Source organism: Arenimonas alkanexedens (assembly GCF_054781355.1).
This window is the reverse complement of the sequence record NZ_BAAGUO010000002.1, coordinates 225597-240193: the sequence shown is the minus strand read 5'-3', so window position 1 is coordinate 240193 and position 14597 is coordinate 225597. Positions and strand designations below refer to the sequence as shown.

The following is a 14597-nucleotide window of genomic DNA, read 5'->3' as shown; positions in this document are numbered from 1 at the left end:
GGCCTCAGCGCCGCAGCTGCAGGAAGTCGGTGCTGGCGACCAGGCGCAGGCTGTCCAAGCGCGGACGCGCGGTGGGCAGGATGGCCAGTAGCTGCTCGCGCTCACGCTCGAGCGCGTCGATTTCCTCGACCCGCACGGCCGGATTGACCTGCGCCAATGCTTTCAGGCGTGCGATCTCGCCGCCCAGCAGGGTATCCGCCTTCGCCACCGCCTCGGCCACGCGGACCTGGGCGCGAAGCTGGGCTTCCTCACGGGCGCGCTCAAGCATCGGCGGCACCAGCGCGGCCAGCACTTTGCGCTGCGGCGAGAGATCGAACACGCGGTCGCCGGCGCGCAGCCGCGCGCGCTCGCCCGGTGCGAAGTCGGGACGCACCTGCAGGCGCGTGTCCACCGCGACGCTCAGCGGTGCCGGCGGCAGATAGCGCTCCACGTCCAGGCCGCGCGGCGCAACGCACTCGATCACGTTCACCGCCTCCATCACCACGGTGCGCGGCGGCAGGCTGTCGTCGACCAGGAAGGCCGCGTTGCCGGTTTCGCCCGAGACCAGCAGTTCGTTCGCCGAGAGCAGCAGCGGATGGTCGTCGCGCAGATAGAGCAGGTCGTCGCGTCCCAGTGCGGTGGCGCGATCAAACGTGGCGGTGATCGGGCCGTGCTTGAACGCCTCGAAGCCGTCCACCGTGAGGTGCTCGGGATCGAGCAGCCACTGGTTGGGGCCGAGCGCTTCGTTGTGCACGCCGAAGGACTCGAGCAGGCGCAGCGCATGGTCGTCCATGGCGGCGTGTTCGTCGTCCTGACGCAGTGCGGCCAGCAGTTCGCCGCCGTCCTGGCCGCGGCTGCCGAGCTCGAGCAGTCGGTCGCGCCCTTCGGCGATGATGCGCGCCAGTTCCACGTGCCGGTCGCGGCTGCGGGCGATCAGCTCGGTAAGCGCGGGCTCGCGGGCGTCGGCGTCCTGTTCGGCCAGATGCAGCAGTTCGGCGCCGAAGCTGCGAAGCAGCTCGCGACCATCGGCCAGCACCCCGCGGAACGCGTCCAGGCCTTCGTGCACCCAGCGCAGCAGCACCTCCTGGGCGCTGCCCTCGACGGCCGCGGCATGGATGTTGACGTCGCCGGCCTGACCGATGCGGTCCAGGCGGCCGATGCGCTGCTCGAGCATGTCGGGATGCAGCGGCAGGTCCCACAGCACCAGGTGCTGGGCGAACTGGAAGTTGCGGCCTTCGGCACCGATTTCGCTGGCGATCAACAGGCGCGCGCCCTCGGGATCAGCAAAGAAGGCGGCGTTGCGGTCGCGCTGCAGCAGGTTCATGTCCTCGTGGAAGCGCGCCACCTGCAGGCCGGTGCGCAGCCGCAGCGCCTCTTCCAGCGCCTGCACCTTGGCGCGCGAACGACACAGCAGCAGCACCTTGGCTGGCGCCACCCGGTCCAGGATGCCCAGCAGCCATTCGGTGCGCGGGTCCTTGGTGTAGTCGTGCTCGGGCTCGTCGTCGCTGTCGCCGACGTCGTGCGCGAATTCGGCGCGCAGGCGGCCGAGCACAGTGGGGTCTTCCGGTGCGTCGAGCGCCGTGACCCAGGGCAGCCGCGCCGGGAATCCACCCACCGCCGCGCGGCGATTGCGGACCATCACCCGGCCGGTGCCGTGGCGATCGACCAGGTCCGCCAGCAGGGCATCGCGTTCGGCGTTGTCACCGGCGGCGATGCGGTCAAGGCGCGCGACCAGCGCGGCCTCGTCATCCGGGAAGAGGCCCGAGAGCGTGGCCATGTCAGCGGCGGTCAGCGCCTGGCCTTCGAGCAGGCGCTCGGCCAGCGCCGAGAGTTCGAGATAGCGACGCGATTCGGCGCGGAAGCCGTCCAGGTCGGTATAGCGCGCGGGATCGAGCAGGCGCAGGCGGGCGAAGTGGCCGCCCAGGCCCAGCTGTTCCGGCGTGGCGGTGAGCAGCAGCAGGCCAGGCGTGCGTGCGGCCAGCGATTCCACCAGCGCATAGCCCGGGCTGGAGAACTCCGGCGTCCACACCAGGTGGTGCGCTTCATCCACCAGCAGCAGGTCCCAGCCGGCGGCCAACGCCTGGTGCGCGCGTTTGTCGTGGCTGGCCAGCCAGTCCACCGAGGCGATCACGCACTGTTCGTCCTCGAACGGATTGGCCTTGGGCTCGGTCATCTCCAGCGATTCGCAGCGCTCCTCGTCGTAGATGGCGAAGGGCAGGTTGAAGCGGCGCAGCAGTTCCACGAACCACTGGTTCACCAGGCTTTCCGGCACCAGCACCAGCACCCGCTTCGCGCGGCCGCTGGCCAGTTGCTGGGCCGTGACCAGGCAGGCTTCGATGGTCTTTCCCAGGCCCACTTCGTCGGCCAGCAGCAGGCGCGGCGGGCGGCGGCGCCCGGCCATCTCGGCCACGCGCAGCTGGTGCGGGATCAGGTCGATGCGCGCACCCAGCACACCCCAGCCCGGGTGGGCGCGGGCGTCGGCGCGACGCTGCAGGCATTCGCGCCTGAACTCGAACTGGTCGTTGCGATCCACGCGGCCCGACAGCAGCCGTGAATCCGCCTGCGAGACCGGCTGCTCGGCGTCAAGCTCGCCTTCGGCATGCACTGCGCCATCACAGGTGTATTCGATCAGTAACTCGCGCAGTTCGGCGCGTTCGACGGTCTTGTCTTCGCCGCCGATGCGCACGCGCTCGCCGGTCCGGAACACCGCGCGAATCAGCGGCGCCGAGCCCATGGCATACATGCGCACGACACCGGTGCCGGTGAAGACGATCTGCACCTGGCGTCCGGCCAGACGGAGCACTGTGCCGAGCCCCAGCTCGGGCTCGGCACTGGAGAACCAACGTTGTCCGGGAGCGAAATTGTTCATCAGCGCCAGAGGGCGACCTGCTCCTTGGCCGGTCGCTGCATCGCGACGCGGCCCTTGCAGCCGAAGGTTTCACCGAAGGCCGGCAGGTTGGCCAGCGGACCGTTCACACGCCACTTGGCCGGCGCGTGGATGGCGCTGGCCTGGGCGGCGGCCAGCACGGTGTCCACGTCCTTGCGCGGCCACAGGCTGGCCCAGCCGGTGAAGAAGGCCTTGGCCGACGCGGCGTCCACCGTGCCCTGGGCATGGATGGCGTCCCAGGCGATTTCCAGGCCGGCGAGATCGGCGGCGTTCTGGGCGAGGCTGCCGGCACCGTTGACGCGCGTGGCGCCGCCGGTGGCGGAGTAGGCGCTGTACTGCGGCACCAGCGGCGCGATGCGCTGGTCCCAGGCGGCCTTGTCGGCGCCTTCGAAGCTCATGGCCAAGCTCATCTGCTGCGCGATCAGCGCACCGAGGCCACCGAAGTCAGCAGCGCTGCCGCCGTCGTCGAGCAGCGGCGGCTGCAGGGTGGCGGCCGTCACCAGCAGGCGATTTTCCTTGGGCAGGTAGGCGACCAGCGGCTGCCACTGCTCGGCCGGCCAGGCGAAGCGGGCGCGCACCAGCGCGTACTTCATCAGCCACTTGCGCAAGGTGAGCACATTGCCGGCGAGGCTATCGCGGCTGAAGCGCAGGTCGTCGAAGACGTTGTCCGGCACCTCGGTGCCCAGCTGCACCACCATGGCCTCGAGGCGCTGGCGGGCGCTGGCCTTGCCGGCGTCGCTGAGCCAGGCGGCCTGGTCAACGCGGGCGATTGCGCTGGCACGCACGGCGGCGGCGATGGCCTGCGCGCGCTCCTGGCGCGGCACCGGCAGGAAGCGCTGGGTGTAGGCGGCGTCGATCAGCTCGGGAACGCGGGCCTCCAGCACCCAGCGGGCCCGCAGGGCGCGCGGGGTCGGCGCGGCCTGGCCGTGCAGGGTGACGTCGTAGAGCTGGGCCCAGGGGTCGTTGAAGGCCTTGCCCAGCGCGGGCGCCATATCGCGAACGATCTGTGCGCGCAGGTAGACCTTCCACTGCTCGGGCTTGGTCTTTTCGAGCAGCTGGTTGAGCGTGGTGAAGAAGGCCGGGCCGGTCATCGCGACCTGGGTCGCCTTCAGGCCGTGTGCGGCCATCAGGTCCTCGAGGCCGAGGTCGCCGGCCAGGGTCTGGGCCTCGCCGATGGCCATGACCGTGAAGGGCTGGCCGGACAGCGTGGCCTGCGCCAGCTGGCGCTCCATCTGCAGCACGGCGGTGGCTTCAGCGGCGGCCTTGGCCGGGGCCGAGCCGGTCAGGGTCAGCCACCCGGTGAGCGCCGTCTGGTAGCGCGCTTCAACCGGCTGCACCAGCGGGTCGGTATTGGCGTAGAAGCCGGGATCAGGCAGGCCCATGCCGCCCGGGCCGACCTGGGCATAGGGATTGCCGCTGGCGTCGCGGAGCACCTGCAGGTCAACGACCACGGGCATGCCGGCCGCGTGCAGGGCGGCGATGGCCGGGGCGATGTCGCGCGGGCGGCGGATCTTGTTGACGATCGCCAGCAGCGGCTCGATCGGGCGCAGCCCCTGGGCCTCGATGGCGGCTTCGTCCTGGGCGCTGGCGAACAGGTCGGCCAGGCGCATCGACACCGTGGCGCCGGCCGGGGCCGTGGTGGCGGCCAGCACCTGGTCCCGCTGCTGCAGGCCCAAGGCGTTGAGCTGGTCCCAGCGGCTAAAGGAGGTGGCGCCTGCCGGCAGCGCGTTTTGCGTCAACCAAGCCGCGTTGGCATGGCCATAGAAGTCGGCACAGGCCAGCGGAGCGCTTTGCGCGGCGACGGGGCCGGCCAGGGCGACCAGCGCCAGGGCCAGCAACGAGGGAAAAAGGGGGCGCATGCGGATGGGCATCGCGGACTCCGGACAGGGGGAGGGGATTCTACCGCCGCGCCGCCCTTTGCCCCAAGACTTACGGACACCGGATGCAAAACGGCCCGGGCAAGCCCGGGCCGTTCGCGAAGCTCAATGCCTCAGGAAATCACCAGATCGAGACCTTGGCGTCGCCGCCGCGGACCATCGGATCGCCTTCCACGCAGCCGAAGGCCGCCGCAAAGGCCGGCAGGTTCGAGGGCGCACCCATGGCGCGGAAGCGGGCCGGGGCGTGCGGATCGGTCTGCAGGCGCACCTTGAGCTCTTCGGGCTTGTAGTTCACGCGCCACACGGTGGCCCAGTTCATGAAGAAGCGCTGGTCCGGCGTGTAGCCGTCGATCTGGGCCACGCGCTTGTTCTCCAGCGCCTTCTGCAGGGCGTCGAAGGCCACGGCCAGGCCGCCCAGGTCGGCGATGTTCTCGCCCAGGGTCAGGTTGCCGTTGACCTTCATGTCGTCGCCGTAGCCGTACTCGTTGAACTGCTGGACCAGTCGGCGGGTGCGCTCCTGGAAACCGGTCATGTCGGCCTCGGTCCACCAGTTCTTGAAGTTGCCGGTGGCGTCGAAGCGGCTGCCCTGGTCGTCGTAGCCGTGGATCATCTCGTGGCCGATCACCGCGCCGATGCCGCCATAGTTCACCGCATCGTCGGCTTCAAGGTCGAAGAACGGCGGCTGCAGGATCGCGGCCGGGAATACGATCTCGTTGGCCAGCGGGTTGTAGTAGGCGTTGACCGTCTGCGGGCTCATCTGCCATTCGGTCTTGTCCACCGGCTGGCCGATCTTGGCCAGGTTGAAGCGATGGTTGAATTCACCGGCCGCCATCAGGTTGGCGACGAAGCTGTCGCGGCTGGTCTGCAGGCCGCTCCAGTCGCGCCACTTGTCCGGGTAGCCGATCTTGGGCGTGAACGAGGCCCACTTCACCAGCGCCTGTTCCTTGGTTTCCGGGCTCATCCACTCGAGATTCTCGATGCGGGCCTTGAGCGCGGTGCTGAGGTTGCCGACCAGCTCCTGCATGCGCGCCTTGGCCTCGGGCGAGAACGCGACTTCAACGTATTCCATGCCCAGGGCTTCGCCCAACTGGCCGTTGATGGTGTTGAGCACGCGCTTCCAGCGCGGCTGCATTTCGGCCTGGCCGCGCAGCGTCTTGCCGTAGAAGTTGAAGTTCTCTTCGGCGAAGGCGTCCGACAGGAACGGCGACAGGCCGTCCACGGCCTGGAAGCGCAGGTAGGCCTGCCAGGTGGCGGCCGGCACGTCGGCCAGCATCACGCTGACTTCCTTGTGGAAATCGGGCTGGGCCAGCGAGAACATCTCCGGCAGGTCCAGGCCCTGTGCGGCGAAGTAGCTGGACCACTTGAAGTTCGGCGTCAGCGCGTCGGCGTCGGCGATGCTGATCGGGTTGTAGTACAGCGACACGTCGCGCGAGAGCTGTTCGCTGGAGGCCGAGACCTTGGCCAGGCGCGTTTCAAAGGCCATCACGTCGGCGGCCTGGGACGCGGCGGTTGCCTCGTCGGCACCGGCCAGTTGAAGCACCTTGGCGATATGGGCGACGTAAGCCTCGCGCACGGCGGCGTGCTTCTCATCGAAGTAGTAATCACGGTCCGGCAGGCCCAGGCCCGCCTGGCTGGCGTAGGCGATGTTGACGCTGGAGTCCTTGAAATCCGGGCTCGGGCCGAAGCCGAACACGAAGCCCTGGCCTTTGGCGTAGCTGGTGGAGATGAACTCCGCGATCGCCTCGGGGCTTTCCAGCGCGGCAATCTGGTCGAGCATCGGCTGGATCGGGGTCATGCCGGCGGCGTTGACGGCGGCTTCGTCCATGCCGGTGGCCCAGACGTCGCCGATCAGCTTGGCGGTGCCGCTGGCATCGGCCTGCGCGGCCAGGTTCTCGACCAGCTTCTGCTGGATCTCGAGCGAGCGCTCGGACAGCACCACGAAGGGGCCCCAGGTGGTGCGGTCGGACGGCACCGGATTGGCGGCGAGCCACTTCGCGTTGACGAAGCCGTCGAAGTCCTGGCAGGCGGCGATATTGGTATCCACGTCGCTGGCCATCAGCGAGATGGCCGGCGTCTTGAGCGTGGCGAGGTCGACCACCGGGGCAGCGTCCGTCGGCGCGACGGCAGCGTCGGCGGGCGCGTCGGCCTTCTGGCAGGCGGCGAGCGCGACGGTGACCGCAAGGGCCAGGGCGAGAGGTTTGAAGTTGCGAGGATTCACGGCAGTCTCCAGGCCCGGTCGGGCCAGATGAGGAAAGGGGGGGCTGCCACAGACGGCAGCCGAGCCCCATGAGTCTGGACCTCCCGGTCCGTTCCGGCAAAGGCCACACGTCACGCCCGAGATGACGCCACCCTCTGTAGGAGGGCCTTCAGGCCCGAAGCTTTTTGGCGGAAAGCTTCGGGCCTGAAGGCCCTCCTACAGAGGGGGGGCTTCGGGACTGAAGTCCCTCCTGCGGGAAAGAAGAAGCCCGGCGCGGGGCCGGGCTTCCTGGGGGTTGCGGGCTTGCCTGGTCTTACCAGATGACGACGCGGTCATCTCCCGAGCGCACCATCTTGTCGCCTTCCTTGCAGCCGAAGGCGTCGGCAAAGGCCGGCAGGTTCGACGGTGCACCGACCGCGCGGAACATGCCCGGCGAGTGCGGGCCGACCGTCAGCTGCTGCTTGAGCTGCGCCTCGGTGAAGGCGATGCGCCAGACCGTGGCCCAGTTCATGAAGAAGCGCTGGTCCTGGCTGTAGCCGTCGACCATCGGATCGGTGAAGCCTTCGCCCTGGGCGCGCTGGAGCGCGTCGAAGGCGACGGTGACGCCGCCGAGATCGGCGATGTTCTCGCCCAGGCCCAGGCGACCGTTCACGTTCATGCCCGGCAGCGCCTCGTAACCGCTGTACTGGTCGGCGAGCTTGTCGGTGCGGGCGTTGAAGTTGGTGCGGTCGGCGTCGGTCCACCAGTTGGCCATGTTGCCGGCCGCGTCGAACTTGCTGCCCTGGTCGTCGAAGCCGTGCAGCATCTCGTGGCCGATGACCGCGCCGATGCCGCCGTAGTTGAGCGCGTCGTCGGCATTCACGTCGAAGAACGGCGGCTGCAGGATCGCGGCCGGGAACACGATCTCGTTGGCGGTGGCGCGGTAGTAGGCGTTCACCGTCTGCGGGCTCATGCCCCACTCGCTGCGGTCGACCGGCTTGCCGATCTTGTCGAGGTTGTAGCGGTAGTTGAAGGCCGAGGCCGCCATCAGGTTGCCGGCGTAGCTGTCGCCACCCACGTCCAGGCCGCTCCAGTCACGCCACTTGTCCGGGTAACCGACCTTCGGCGTGAAGCTCGACCACTTCTCGATCGCCTTGACCTTGGTCTCCTCGCTCATCCACTCCAGGTTCTCGAGGCGGACTTTGAGCGTGGCCATGAGGTTGCTGACCAGCGCTTCCATCTTGGCCTTGGACTCCGGCGGGAAGGCCTGTGCGACGTAGAGCTGGCCGAAGCCTTCACCCATGCTGCCGTTGAGCGCGCCGAGCACGCGCTTCCAGCGCGGCGCCATTTCCTGCTGGCCGGCGAGGGTTTTGCGATAGAACTCGAAGTTGGCCTGCTCGAAGGCGCTGCTCAGGTAGGGCGCGGCGCCGTCGATGGCGCGGAACTGCAGCCAGGTCTTCCACTGCTCGACCGGCACGTCGGCCAGCATCGCGTCGAATTCCTTGAAGAAGCCCGGCATGGCCAGCGAGAAGCTGGTCGGCGCCTCGACGTCGAGCGCGCTGAAGAACGCCGTCCAGTCGAAGTTCGGCGTGCTGGCGTTGGCGTCGGCCAGGCTGACCGGGTTGTAGCGCGTCGCCGGGTCGCGCATTTCGACGCGGCCGAGCGAGGAGCGGGCGATGCGGGTCTCGAAGTCGAGCACCTGCTGGGCCTGGGCCTTCGCGGTCTCGGCGTCGGCGCCGGCCAGGGTCATCAGGGTCTCGACGTGGGCCAGGAACGCGGTGCGGACCTTGAGGTAGTCCTCGCGGTCTTCCAGGTAGTAGGCCTTCTCGGGCAGCGACAGGCCGCCCTGGGTGGCATAGGCGATGTTGATGTTCGAGTCGTTGTAGTCGGCCATCGCATAGAAGCCGAACAGCATGCCGTTGCCTTCCGCGTAGGCGGCGCCCAGGTAGGCCGGGATGTCCGCGTTGGAAGCGATCGCGGCGATGCGGTCGAGCTCGGGCTGGACCGGCGAGATACCGGCGGCTTCGATCGCCGCTTCGTCCATGCCGGCGCTGAAGAAGTCGCCGACCTTGCGCTCCATGCTGCCTTCGGCGAAGTCACCGGCCGCCGCGGCCTTGGCGATCTCGTGCTGCACCTGCAGCGAACGCTCGCCCAGCGCCGGGAAGGCGCCCCAGGTCGTGCGGTCGGCAGGCACCGGGTTGGCGGCGAGCCACTTGGCGTTCACGTGGCCGTTGAAGTCCTGGCAGGCCTGGATCTCGGGGCTGACGTCGTCGGCGCTCAGCGAGATCGGCTGCTGGGCGACCTGGGACAGGTCCACCTGCAGCTGCGGGGCTTCGGCGACCGGCTCGGCCGGGGCTTCGGTCTTCTGGCAGGCAGCCAGGGCGAAGGTGATGGAAAAAGCGAGTGCGAGCGGCTTGAGCGGGCGCAGGTTCATGGATTCCCCGGGGTTGACGAGTGGACGCCGAAGCCTAGGGCATTGGCGGTGAGCATGGTGTAGGCCAGAGGTCATGGGTCGCGGCCGTGGCTCGGGACGCGCGCTGGTTTGCCTCGTCCGCGGGGATTTCGTACTTTGGCCGCCCTTGCCGACTCTTGGACGACCCTGCCGATGAAGGTCCTGCTCGCCCGCCACGGGGAAACCCCCTGGAACGCCGAAGGCCGCTACCAGGGCCAACGCGACATTGCCCTGTCGCCGGTCGGCGAGGAACAGGCACGCAAGCTGGGCCAGCGCCTGGCCCAGGTGCCGGTGACGCGTGCCGTGGCCTCGCCGCTCGGGCGTGCGCGCCGCACCGCCGAGCTGGCGCTGGGCAGCGCCCGCGCCGCGCAGCTGACGCTGGATCCGGACCTTCAGGAAATCGGCCACGGCGACTGGGAGGGCCTGCTAGCCGCCGAGATCCGCGCCAAGGACCCGGTGCTGCTGAAGGCCTGGCGGGATGCGCCGGAAACGGTGCAGATGCCCGGCCCGGGCGGGGAATCGATCATCCAGGTGCTGGACCGCTGCTGGCCGGCCTTCCAGCGCGCCTGCGACGGCCTCGGGGCAGACGACACGCTGCTGGTGGTCGCCCACGACGCGGTCAACCGCGTCATCCTGTGCCGAATCCTGGGCCTGCCGCTGTCGCGGATGTGGAGCTTCCGGCAGGCCCCCACGACGCTGAACCTGCTCGAGGGCGAGTCAGTGATGTCGCTGGACGTGGTGCGTCTCAACGACTGCAACCACCACACGGGATTGTTCGGCGAAGCGGTGCACCGGGCGCTTTAACCCGTGGGGCTTGGCCGCTCGCGAGGGGCCGGCGCTTACGGCGGGTCGCGCAGGCGGGGCTTCCAGCTGGACGGGCGCGGCGGCTTGCCCGGCAGCAGGCGCCCGAAATTGAGGCTGAAGAATCCGTTGTGCTGCGCGGCTATCGGGCCAGAGGCCAGATAGCAGGCCAGCAGCGCTGCGAACCGGTCGGTGTCCACATCGTCGTCGCTAGTCACGTCGAGTACTTTCTCGTGGCCCCACTGCAGCCGGTTCTCGACGACCTCCGCGACCTGGATGCCGTTGTGACGGATCGAGGCGTGCAGGCCGGGGTGATGGATGATTTCGTAGCGATCGGACCCACCGGCCAGGCGGCCGGTCAGACGTTTCTCCGCGAATCGAAGGTGGCGATGGTCGGCCCGGGCATCTGGCGCATCGTCAGCCGGCGGGAGAAGAAGCCGTCAAAGTTGGCGACCAGGTAGTTTTCCTGGCTCTCGCGATGCACCGACCAGGGCGACTTGCCGCCGCCCGAGCATCGTGCAACCCACTTCATCGCCGGGGGTCAGTCGTTGGCTTGCGGCGCGCCGTCGGCGGCGGTGTCGTCGCCTTCAGGAGCCTGCTCCGGCTCGCCGGCGCGCTTGCGGGCGGCCTTTTCGGCGTCTTTCTCGGCTTTCTTCTTGGCTTTGGCGAGCTCGCGCTGGCGCTTTTCGAACGAATAATTGGGCTTTGCCATGGGCGGGCTCGGTGCGGGTAGGCGCTTAGTCTAACCGCTGTGCCGCACCAAGGCTCCGCCCGGGCCCGTTTTGGGCGGCCTCACCGGCTTTCGGGGTCGGAGATCAGCATCATCCGCACCGGCGGGCCTTCGTTGATCCACAGCCCGTCAAAGAACAGCGAAAGGCCGTTGGGGAAGTCGGCACGGTGTTCGGGCGTGTCATCTATCCCGGCGTGCATGAACGGGTCGCCATCCACGACCCATTCGCCGTGGACGCCGCTGGTGTTGACGCCATCGCCCAGTCGAAACCCGCGGTCGGTGGCGCCTCGATAGAAGGGCGGCCGCAGCGCGAGGCTGTGCAGGGGCAGTGCCGCACACGCCGGGATTTCGCGGACGAAGGCGGGCAGATCGCGCGCCGCCTGTTGCGCCGGCATCGCGCGATGCGCCGTCCAGCAGGGGCCGTGCTGGACTTCGAACATCAGGACCAGGCCGCCATTGGCATAGCTGAGCTGATAGGTCGTGTAGTTGCCGGCCATCAGCGTGACCTGCCCCGGGCCGAGGCGCGCGAGGACGTCGCCCAGCGTAGTGCGGCCCAGCTGCAGGTCGGCCAGGCCCTCGCCTGGCTTCAAGGGGGCCATGGCGCAAGGCGCCAGGGCCGGCGGCGGGGACGGCGAACAGCCCGCCAGCGCCAGCAGCATCAGCAGCGCCAGCCTGCAGGCCCTGCCTCCCGGAATGATTGGTCGCTGCCGCATGGCCGCTCTCCTCGCTTCGCCACCGCAGCGTATCGCAATCCCCCGGCGTCCCCCGCGCTCGCCGTCGCGAGCCGCCATGCCGGATAATGAGCGCATGCAGCGAACCCTCGACCAATGGCTCGAATACCAGCAAACCGTCCACCCCCGGGACATTGAAATGGGGCTGGAGCGCGTGGCTGAGGTCGCCCGGCGCCTGGGCCTGGGTTCGCCCGGGCGAAAGGTGGCGATCATTGCGGGCACCAACGGAAAGGGCTCCACGGTCGCCTTCATCGAGGCGATGGCGCGCGCGGCCGGGCTGCGGGTCGGGGCGTTCACCTCGCCGCACCTGCTGCGCTACAACGAGCGCGTGCGCATCAATGGCGAGGATGCCGGCGACGACGCCCTGATAGCGGCGTTCGAAAGCATCGAGGCGGCTCGGGGCGAGATTCCGCTGACGTATTTCGAGTTCGGCACCTTGGCCGCGCTGATGCTGTTCGAGGCTGCCGGCCTGGACCTGGCGATCCTCGAGGTCGGCTTGGGCGGACGCCTGGATGCCGTGAACATCATCGACGCAGACGTGGCGGTGATCACCACCGTCGACCTCGACCATCAGGACTATCTGGGCGTTGATCGCGAGGCGATCGGTGCCGAGAAGGCCGGCATCCTGCGCGCCGGCAAACCCTGCGTGCTGGCCGAGAAGGATCCGCCTTCGTCGGTGCTGCGCCGCGCCTACGCGATCGGCGCGTTCGCGATTCGCGGTCATTCCGACTATCTGTTGGACGACCTGGGCGACGAGGGCTGGCGTTGGCGCGAACCGGGCTACGAGATCACGCTGCCCCATCCCACGCTGGAAGCCCCGGCCCAGCGCGGCAACGCGGCGGCGGCGATTGCGGCCCTGCGTGCCCTCGACCTGCCGATCCCTGACGCCGCGCTGCGCGAAGGCGTGCGCGCCGCTCGCGTCCCGGGCCGGCTGCAGCGGCTGCCGGGCGCGCCCGAACGCGTGCTCGACGTCGCCCACAACCCGCAGAGCGCGCGCCAGCTCGGCGACTGGCTGGCGGCGAACCCGCGGCCGACGGTCGCGGTGTTCAGCGCGCTGGCCGACAAGGACATCGCGGGCCTCGTCGGACCGGTGGCGCCGCATGTGCTGGCCTGGCACCTCGGACCGATTACCGATGCGGGACCGCGCGGGCTGGCGGTGGACGCGCTGGCCGAGCGCCTGCGGGCGGCCCTGCCCGAGGCCGCGCTGCGGTCTCACGAAAGCCTGGGCGCCGCGCTGCAGGCGGCTGCGGTGGCGATCGGGCCGGCGGGGCGGGTGCTGGTGTTCGGCTCTTTCCACACCGTGGCTGAAGCGCTGGCTTCGCGCTGAGCAAGCGCAAGCAGCAACCCGGCTATAATTCGCGCCACTCCCCGGCCGGACCGCGCCCCGATGGATTCAGCCTTGAAACAACGCCTGATCGGCGCCGCCGTGCTGGTGGCGCTGGCGATGATCTTCCTGCCCATGCTGCTCAAGGGCCCCGACCTGTCCGAGCCCGATGCTGCCCAGGTACCCCTGGACATGCCCGCGGCACCAGACCAGGCCTTCGAGACCCGCGAAGTGCCCCTGACCTTGCCGGCGGCGCAGGCGCCCGATGGCGGCGTGCTCGGCATGGCGCCGCGGCCGGCCGATCCCAATGCGCTGGCCACGGTCGACCAGACCACGCTGCCGCCAGCGCGCACCGGGCTGGACCCTGAGGACCAGAACGCGCCGCTCGCCGCAGTCGATGCCGCCAGCGGTCTGCCGGTGCCGGCCCCCGCGCCAGTCGCGGTGACGCCGACGCCCGACGCGCCCGTGGCGCCGCCGCCGGTTGCCGTGTCGTCGCCGGCCGCGACGACCCCGGCGCCCGCCAGCACGGCGGGTGGCAACTACATGGTCAACGTCGGCAGTTTCTCCAACCTGGCCAATGCCCGCGTGCTGGCTGACAAACTGCGTTCGCGCGGCCTGCCCCTGACCAGTGAATCCGTGGACGTTTCCGGCAAGCCGGCCATGCGCCTGCGCGTAGGACCTTACGGTGACCGCACTGCGGCCGAGGCCGCACGCCTGCGGGTGGAGTCGGTGACCGGTGGTTCGGCGGTCGTGGTGGCGCTCAACGCGTCGGCGTCTGCCGCCGCGGCCGCACCCGCGCGCGCCAGCACGGCGCCGACGGTGGGTTTCGCGGTGCAGCTGGGCGCGCTCAGCTCGGAAGCTGACGCCAACGCGCTGCGTGATCGCGCCCGCGCCGCTGGCTTCGTCGCCTTCCACCAGCGGGTCAATACCGACCGCGGTGCGATCTGGCGCGTCCGGGTCGGGCCGGAGGCCGATCGTGCCAGTGCCGATCGCCTGCTGGACACCGTGCGCAGCAAGCTGGCCATGCCGGACGCCATCGTCGTGCCGCACCCGTGAACCACGAACGGCGTTGATGATGAACTGGGCTGACTACGCGCTGCTGGCGGTGCTGCTGGTGTCGATGGGCGTTGGCCTGTGGCGCGGTTTCGTGGTTGAGGTGCTGTCGCTGACGGTTTGGGTTGCGGCGTTCTGGGTCGCGATTGGCTTCGGCGCCGAGGCCTCGGAATTCTTTTCCGGCGTCGAGCAGGCGTCGGCGCGGCTTTTCCTGGGCTATGCCGGCGTCTTCGTCGGGGTGCTGCTGTTGGGCGGCCTGGTGACCTGGGCGCTGGGGAAGTTCATCGCCAACACCGGCCTGTCGGCCACCGACCGGGTGCTGGGCGTCGGCTTCGGCTTGATGCGCGGCCTGGTGCTGGCCTGCGTCGCGGTGCTGCTGATGGGCTTCACGGCGCTGCCTGCCGAAGCCTGGTGGCATGAGTCGAAACTGATGCCCGGCGTCCAGCGCGGCGCTGAGTGGATGCAGGCTTTCCTGCCTGACGGCGCTGCCAGCGAACTGAACTTCGCAGCGCCATCGTTGTTGCCCCAAATGAGTGACCCGGTCGTGCCGCAAGACGCGACCGCCCCCCCTGTTCCGGAGAACTGAA

General features: G+C 69.4%; 12 protein-coding genes. 4 read left to right on the top strand and 8 right to left on the bottom strand.

The window, feature by feature from the left end:
- Nucleotides 1–4: 4 nt before the first annotated feature.
- The 4 genes from rapA to ACYVGY_RS05660 all read right to left on the bottom strand — a co-directional run bounded on the left by rapA (nucleotide 5) and on the right by ACYVGY_RS05660 (nucleotide 9353).
- Nucleotides 5–2848 carry an RNA polymerase-associated protein RapA gene (gene rapA / locus ACYVGY_RS05675; RefSeq protein WP_460456500.1) on the bottom strand — a complete coding sequence of 948 codons (2844 nt, stop codon included), beginning with the start codon at nucleotides 2846–2848 and terminating at the stop codon, nucleotides 5–7.
- Nucleotides 2848–4737 carry a M13-type metalloendopeptidase gene (locus tag ACYVGY_RS05670; protein ID WP_460456499.1) on the bottom strand — a complete coding sequence of 630 codons (1890 nt, stop codon included), beginning with the start codon at nucleotides 4735–4737 and terminating at the stop codon, nucleotides 2848–2850. The genes rapA and ACYVGY_RS05670 overlap by 1 nt, the downstream gene beginning before the upstream one ends.
- A 127-nt stretch (nucleotides 4738–4864) precedes the next feature.
- Nucleotides 4865–6961, bottom strand: a complete 2097-nt coding sequence (locus ACYVGY_RS05665) for a M13 family metallopeptidase (RefSeq protein ID WP_460456498.1) — start codon at nucleotides 6959–6961, stop codon at nucleotides 4865–4867.
- A gap of 292 nt (nucleotides 6962–7253) precedes the next feature.
- Nucleotides 7254–9353: a M13 family metallopeptidase gene (locus ACYVGY_RS05660; RefSeq protein WP_460456497.1), complete on the bottom strand. Its 2100-nt coding sequence runs from the start codon at nucleotides 9351–9353 to the stop codon at nucleotides 7254–7256.
- A 171-nt stretch (nucleotides 9354–9524) separates the two neighbouring features.
- Here ACYVGY_RS05660 and ACYVGY_RS05655 point away from each other — a divergent pair, with 171 nt between their 5' ends.
- On the top strand, nucleotides 9525–10175 hold the full coding sequence (locus tag ACYVGY_RS05655; RefSeq protein ID WP_460456496.1) for a histidine phosphatase family protein: 651 nt from the start codon (nucleotides 9525–9527) through the stop codon (nucleotides 10173–10175).
- Between the two features lie 35 nt (nucleotides 10176–10210).
- Here the strand turns inward: ACYVGY_RS05655 and ACYVGY_RS05650 are convergent, their stop codons facing one another.
- From ACYVGY_RS05650 to ACYVGY_RS05635, 4 genes are all read right to left on the bottom strand, one after another.
- Nucleotides 10211–10390: a hypothetical protein gene (locus tag ACYVGY_RS05650; RefSeq protein ID WP_460456495.1), complete on the bottom strand. Its 180-nt coding sequence runs from the start codon at nucleotides 10388–10390 to the stop codon at nucleotides 10211–10213.
- 140 nt (nucleotides 10391–10530) lie between these two features.
- Complete coding sequence (locus tag ACYVGY_RS05645; RefSeq protein ID WP_460456494.1) at nucleotides 10531–10704, bottom strand: hypothetical protein; 174 nt, start codon at nucleotides 10702–10704, stop codon at nucleotides 10531–10533.
- A gap of 9 nt (nucleotides 10705–10713) precedes the next feature.
- A complete protein-coding gene (locus ACYVGY_RS05640; RefSeq protein ID WP_460456493.1) occupies nucleotides 10714–10884 on the bottom strand; it encodes a hypothetical protein in 171 nt (56 codons plus the stop codon).
- A gap of 80 nt (nucleotides 10885–10964) precedes the next feature.
- Nucleotides 10965–11615 carry a hypothetical protein gene (locus tag ACYVGY_RS05635; RefSeq protein WP_460456492.1) on the bottom strand — a complete coding sequence of 217 codons (651 nt, stop codon included), beginning with the start codon at nucleotides 11613–11615 and terminating at the stop codon, nucleotides 10965–10967.
- A gap of 94 nt (nucleotides 11616–11709) precedes the next feature.
- On the opposite strand from ACYVGY_RS05635, the gene folC reads away from it, so the two are divergent.
- The 3 genes from folC to ACYVGY_RS05620 all read left to right on the top strand — a co-directional run bounded on the left by folC (nucleotide 11710) and on the right by ACYVGY_RS05620 (nucleotide 14596).
- Nucleotides 11710–12960, top strand: coding sequence for a bifunctional tetrahydrofolate synthase/dihydrofolate synthase (gene folC / locus ACYVGY_RS05630; protein ID WP_460456491.1), 1251 nt, complete (start codon nucleotides 11710–11712; stop codon nucleotides 12958–12960).
- Nucleotides 12961–13032: 72 nt separating this feature from the next.
- A complete protein-coding gene (locus ACYVGY_RS05625; protein ID WP_460456490.1) occupies nucleotides 13033–14013 on the top strand; it encodes an SPOR domain-containing protein in 981 nt (326 codons plus the stop codon).
- A gap of 19 nt (nucleotides 14014–14032) precedes the next feature.
- On the top strand, nucleotides 14033–14596 hold the full coding sequence (locus ACYVGY_RS05620) for a CvpA family protein (RefSeq protein ID WP_460456489.1): 564 nt from the start codon (nucleotides 14033–14035) through the stop codon (nucleotides 14594–14596).
- Nucleotide 14597 lies beyond the last annotated feature (1 nt).

Excerpts from the sequence above, each read along its gene's own strand:
- ACYVGY_RS05640 (WP_460456493.1), bottom strand. The coding sequence starts at position 10,884 with ATGGCAAAGCCCAATTATTCGTTCGAAAAGCGCCAGCGCGAGCTCGCC.
- ACYVGY_RS05635 (WP_460456492.1), bottom strand. The coding sequence starts at position 11,615 with ATGCGGCAGCGACCAATCATTCCGGGAGGCAGGGCCTGCAGGCTGGCG.
- ACYVGY_RS05670 (WP_460456499.1), bottom strand. The coding sequence starts at position 4,737 with ATGCCCATCCGCATGCGCCCCCTTTTTCCCTCGTTGCTGGCCCTGGCG.
- ACYVGY_RS05660 (WP_460456497.1), bottom strand. The coding sequence starts at position 9,353 with ATGAACCTGCGCCCGCTCAAGCCGCTCGCACTCGCTTTTTCCATCACC.
- rapA (WP_460456500.1), bottom strand. The coding sequence starts at position 2,848 with ATGAACAATTTCGCTCCCGGACAACGTTGGTTCTCCAGTGCCGAGCCC.
- ACYVGY_RS05620 (WP_460456489.1), top strand. The coding sequence starts at position 14,033 with ATGAACTGGGCTGACTACGCGCTGCTGGCGGTGCTGCTGGTGTCGATG.
- ACYVGY_RS05645 (WP_460456494.1), bottom strand. The coding sequence starts at position 10,704 with ATGAAGTGGGTTGCACGATGCTCGGGCGGCGGCAAGTCGCCCTGGTCG.
- folC (WP_460456491.1), top strand. The coding sequence starts at position 11,710 with ATGCAGCGAACCCTCGACCAATGGCTCGAATACCAGCAAACCGTCCAC.
- ACYVGY_RS05655 (WP_460456496.1), top strand. The coding sequence starts at position 9,525 with ATGAAGGTCCTGCTCGCCCGCCACGGGGAAACCCCCTGGAACGCCGAA.